Origin of the sequence: Flavobacterium sp. (assembly GCF_044368625.1) — a bacterium.
In the GTDB taxonomy this organism is placed as follows: Bacteria; Bacteroidota; Bacteroidia; order Flavobacteriales; family Flavobacteriaceae; genus Flavobacterium.
The window spans coordinates 1-4,765 of record NZ_JBIPPD010000233.1 but is presented as its reverse complement, the minus strand read 5'-3'; the positions used below and the strand labels follow the sequence as shown (position 1 = coordinate 4,765).

The following is a 4,765-nucleotide window of genomic DNA, read 5'->3' as shown; positions in this document are numbered from 1 at the left end:
CTATCAAAAATTCAAAATAAGTAATACCTCTTTTTTTTTTATTGAATTTACAAATACTATGTTGAGCAGCTTTCATTTTGGGGTGGTAATTCAGGCTGATCTTGCAAAATTTATACTACAAGCGAAATTATATTTACGTTACATTACCGTTGTAATTGGTGTGTATACTATTCTTACGATTTATTTGTTTGGCTTGAAGAAAGGTTTTGTGAGATATTTATAATCTGGATGGAATAGCAATCGTAAAGTAGGTATACAGCAGGAATTAAACTTCTAAATAAATGTGTTTGAGCCAGTCGTTACTTTATAATTTTTACTAAAATGCTTAATTGCAAAGCTTTTGCATTAAAAAATAAAATTTAACCTTAAACGACATACTTATCTTTGTTTGTTTTTTAAATAATGCCGCAAAAATACAATAAAATTTAGATTTTGCAAGTAAATCGCAATAATTTCACTTTTGATTGTTGTGCGGCTTGTGTTGGTAAAACGCTAACTGCCTTTTTGTTATGATTCATAAAATCAAGTAGTTGTGAAAATACAATCAAAACACATCACAAAGAAACAAACCGAACCAGAAATCTTCGACCCGAACGAAAGCGAAAGGATTACGCTGCTCTGCGAACGTCTCTGACTTCGCAGCCAGAGTGAGTATACTTTGGAGAGCTGGTATATTTCGGAGAGCTGGCATGACAAATAGCCGCTAAAATCAATAAAATTATACGTATCCTTTGTCAAGCTGAACTCGTTTCAGCTTCTATCGTGAGATCCCGAAATGAATTCGGGATGACAAATAAACCGCTTAGCTTTTTTACATTGGGCTCGAGCGAGACGCTGGTGTTATAAGATATTATTTATCGGGAAATTTTTGAAATCCATATTTAATTATGAATTCATCATATTCTTGATAAAATGTCTTTTTGCTGTGGTGTTGTTCTTGATTTTTGATGTAATTTCTGAATCCGTCTAAAACGGATTCACTTACAGAAACCGCAAAATATTCATCCTGCCACTCAAATTTTTCCGATGTCAACTTTTGCTTATTTATCCAAAAGAAGACTCTCCTTTAATCAGCTGCAGCACTTTTTGAATAGTTTGGTCAACTCCAAGAGAAATCAGACAATGACAATATTCAGCATGTCCATTTATAAAATCAATATAAATTGCTTTCTCCTTGGCATTTTCCCGGACGTGATTCCAAACAGTTTGTCTTATTTCAGGAGTCGCTAGGTATGGTATTCTGTTTTTTGTTGACCAAACAAAATGGATGTAAACTCTTATAAATGAAATAGTTGAAAATTTATTTACATTATTGCTGTAATTCATCAATATTGATTTTGGCTAAAGCCTGATATTTAATTCTATATATTCCTCCAGCTAAAGCTGGAGGCAATTCAAATCTTTATCAGCTAAAGCTGGAGGCAATTCAAATCTTTATCAGCTAAAGCTGGAGGCAATTCAAATCTTTATCAGCTAAAGCTGGAAGCAATTGAAATCTTTAACAACTAAAGCTCAAAACAATTGAAATCTTTAACAACTAAAGCTCAAAACAATTGAAATCTTTAACAGCTAAAGCTGAAAACAATTGAAATCTTTAACTGCTAAAGCTGGAGGCAATTAAAATCTTTAACAGATAAAGCTGGAGGCAATTCAAATCTTTATCAGCTAAAGCTGGAGGCAATTCAAATCTTTATCAGCTAAAGCTGGAGGAAATTCAAATCTTTAACAGATAAAGCTGGAGGTTATGCTGAGAAATATAATTTTAATCAATGTGTTACAAACATTAATATCTATTGCGATAATGGTAATTTTTAATCCTCCAATCTTAATACTTCCTACTCCCCCTCCACAACCTTTATCTCCTCATCACTCAAACCATATAATGCATACACCTTCATATCAATCTCGCGCTCTAATGCCGATGTATCAGCCGAAGGAAAGCTTTATCTCGCTTCAAAATTTAACATATATGATTTTTTTCCAATACAAATCTTAAGGCTTACTCTTTATTTGACATAAATGTTTGGTGTTTAAATGAATATCTTTCAATAGTTTTACACAATAAGAGAACGTCTACAACTTTGAGGCCATCGAATTTCTGGGTAAAATATTATCGACAAAGAATGTTGGAAATTTTTTATTTCTGCCGCTCCACTTCCAAAAAGGCCTTTCCTAAATATGCAATAATCGTTGAAGCTACGAAAGCTTGTGTTCCCGTTGTTGGCAAAGCCAAATCAGCAGTTAAACCGTGGATGAAAACTCCTAAAATAGCGGCGTCTTCTGCGGGATAACCTTGAGCTAAAAAACTCGTAATGATTCCCGTTAAGGTATCGCCACTTCCAGCGGTTGCCAAAGCAGGATTTCCTGTACTGTTTTCAAAACATTTTCCATCCGAAAAAATATAGGTTGGCGCTCCTTTCATCACTACTACAGCATCCAAAGAGGCTGAAAGTGCCGCGGTTTTCTCGAATTTTTCTGCATCAGAATTCCATGTACCGATGAGGCGTTCGAGTTCGCCTACATGCGGTGTGAGAATGGTTTTGGGTTTGAGTTGCAACAAGTATTTCGGATTGTAGGCCAACACGTTGAGTCCGTCGGCATCAATCACGAGTGGAAGGGTATTGGAAGTCAAAAATTTATAAAAAGCGCGGCGGGTTTTGGGTTCCTGCCCCATTCCCATCCCTATGCCAATGGCTTTTGGAACGATTGAGAATGCAATATCCGAAAGGTGCATCTCGTTTTTATCGGTCAAAACCATCGCTTCTGGAAAAGCAGTTTGCAAAATGGAATACCCCATTTTTGGTACAAAAACCGTAACCAAACCACATCCGGAATGCAATGCCGCTCTTGCTGATAAAAGTGGCGCACCCATCTTGCCATAACTTCCGCCAATAATCAAAACGTGACCTTGAATACCTTTGTGGGTGTCGTTTTGGACAGGATGGTAGATTTTTAAAATCGTTTCTTTAGTTACTTTTGTGGTTTTCATGTGCTGATTTGCATTGTAAAATTGAATGGGTGTACTTGTTTAGCAAAAGCGATGAGTAACAAAGCATCTTTACCTATCTACATTTTTATGTCTTTTTGTCTCTAAGTCTTTTCGTCTTTATGTTCTTTTCCGAAATTTAAATAATATCAACATCTCCTTTTCCTGCTCTAATAAGTACAGGCTCGTGTCCCGACAAATCAATAATGGTAGATGGTTGGTTGTCGCCATATCCACCGTCGATAACTACGTCTACTAAGTTTTGCCATTTTTCGAAAATCAATTCAGGGTCGGTAGTGTATTCAATCACATCATCTTCATCGTAAATGGAGGTTGATACTATGGGATTGCCGAGTTTTCGCACAATTTCCAACGCAATGGCATTGTCTGGAACCCGGATTCCAACTGTTGTTTTCTTTTTAAATTCCTTGGGTAAATTGTTATTTCCGGGCAAAATAAAGGTGTAGGCGCCTGGAAGTGCTCGTTTCAAAAGTTTGAATGTACTGGTATCAATTTGCCGAACATAATCTGAAATATTGCTCAAATCCGAACAAACGAACGAGAAGTTTGCTTTTTCAAGTTTAATTCCTTTGATTTTCGCAATACGTTCCAAAGCTTTTGTGTTGGTAATATCACAGCCCAAACCATAAACCGTATCGGTAGGATAAATCACTAAACCGCCGTCTTTCAAAACTTTGACTACCTTATCAATCGCCGCTTCGTTGGGTTTGTCTTCGTATATTTTTATAAATTGTGCCATAGGTTTTAATTTGAAGTTTCAAGTTCAAAGTTTTATCAATTAAAAATTCAACTTTACAACTGAAACAAATTTTAACAATGAAGTTAGGCAAAATTAGTTAAAATTCAAACTATTACCGACTTATTTAAGATACATAAAAGGATTGACTAACTCGTATTTGGGACTCCGTTTCATAAAATCATTGAAAAAAGCAGTATGAGCCGCACCCATAAGTATAAACACACGGTCGGTTGGTTTTAGGTCAATTTGATTCAGATTGGAATACATTCTTAGGTTTCTTTGGTAAAATTTAGCGGCTTCATCGGCTCCTTCAAATTTTTGTTCGGTTGAAACATAAGCCAACATATCCGCATTTACATTTATTAGAAAGTCTAGATATTGGGGATGATTGGTCATCTTCAGTTGTTCAAAAACCGGTAATTGATCAAAATTTATTTTTTTTTCTTCGGCTGTAGCCAAATTCATGTAGTTTTCATAGGTTGCATCATTGACTTTTGTTGCCGCTAATTCATATCCTATTCCATAATTGTAGCCCATTTTATGATCGATGCCAAATATTCGTTGTGTTTGTGCCAAACGACCCAATTCAAAAGCGAGCAATTCAATTTCATTTGGATCTTTGATTTCCATTTTAGGGTTTTGTAAATACGCCTGATACGCTTTTTGCAAAGTTGGATTGTATGAAGGCGGCGTTTCTACAATAATTACTGTGGGCTTAAATTTAGCCAAGAGTTGCGCTATCTTGTGAACTTCTGCTTTATTTTTTGCATCATTTTCGTCAAATTCAACGGAAGTTGCATCATCGGTATACCTCATGTGGAAGGTTCCAAAATTCAGAACTTTGATGGTTTGATCAAATTTATCTTTAAAAATTGGGGTTTGAGCGGAAACAGTTGATAGTACTGTCAAGAACATAAAAATAAATAATTTGTACATAATTTGAAATGTAAGTTCAAGTTATAAGTGCAACAGATAAATTAAAAACACTTGGAGTTTTCCTCCAAGTGTTTAAGGTCAAA

At 35.4% G+C, this 4,765-nt stretch carries 6 protein-coding genes; 1 reads left to right on the top strand and 5 read right to left on the bottom strand.

All coding sequences use genetic code 11. The annotated features are described in order from the left end of the window. Positions 1-223 (top strand): hypothetical protein (locus tag ACIQ2X_RS13825; RefSeq protein ID WP_396179524.1); only part of this gene is annotated, 223 nt, incomplete at its 5' end. Between the two features lie 627 nt (positions 224-850). Here the strand turns inward: ACIQ2X_RS13825 and ACIQ2X_RS13820 are convergent. The 5 genes from ACIQ2X_RS13820 to ACIQ2X_RS13800 form a co-directional block, all read right to left on the bottom strand. Beyond that, a complete protein-coding gene (locus ACIQ2X_RS13820; protein WP_396179522.1) occupies positions 851-1,033 on the bottom strand; it encodes a hypothetical protein in 183 nt (60 codons plus the stop codon). An 11-nt stretch (positions 1,034-1,044) separates the two neighbouring features. Then, positions 1,045-1,326: a transposase gene (locus ACIQ2X_RS13815; protein WP_396179521.1), complete on the bottom strand. Its 282-nt coding sequence runs from the start codon at positions 1,324-1,326 to the stop codon at positions 1,045-1,047. Positions 1,327-2,137: 811 nt separating this feature from the next. Then, positions 2,138-2,989 carry an NAD(P)H-hydrate dehydratase gene (locus tag ACIQ2X_RS13810; RefSeq protein ID WP_396179520.1) on the bottom strand — a complete coding sequence of 284 codons (852 nt, stop codon included), beginning with the start codon at positions 2,987-2,989 and terminating at the stop codon, positions 2,138-2,140. Between the two features lie 136 nt (positions 2,990-3,125). Next, positions 3,126-3,746 carry an L-threonylcarbamoyladenylate synthase gene (locus tag ACIQ2X_RS13805; RefSeq protein ID WP_396179519.1) on the bottom strand — a complete coding sequence of 207 codons (621 nt, stop codon included), beginning with the start codon at positions 3,744-3,746 and terminating at the stop codon, positions 3,126-3,128. 120 nt (positions 3,747-3,866) lie between these two features. Then, positions 3,867-4,682, bottom strand: a complete 816-nt coding sequence (locus ACIQ2X_RS13800; RefSeq protein ID WP_396179518.1) for a DUF5694 domain-containing protein — start codon at positions 4,680-4,682, stop codon at positions 3,867-3,869. Positions 4,683-4,765: the final 83 nt, after the last annotated feature.

Bases quoted from the DNA above. Each gene is read 5' to 3' on its own strand.
- ACIQ2X_RS13810 (WP_396179520.1), bottom strand. From the start codon at position 2,989: ATGAAAACCACAAAAGTAACTAAAGAAACGATTTTAAAAATCTACCAT.
- ACIQ2X_RS13805 (WP_396179519.1), bottom strand. From the start codon at position 3,746: ATGGCACAATTTATAAAAATATACGAAGACAAACCCAACGAAGCGGCG.
- ACIQ2X_RS13815 (WP_396179521.1), bottom strand. From the start codon at position 1,326: ATGAATTACAGCAATAATGTAAATAAATTTTCAACTATTTCATTTATA.
- ACIQ2X_RS13800 (WP_396179518.1), bottom strand. From the start codon at position 4,682: ATGTACAAATTATTTATTTTTATGTTCTTGACAGTACTATCAACTGTT.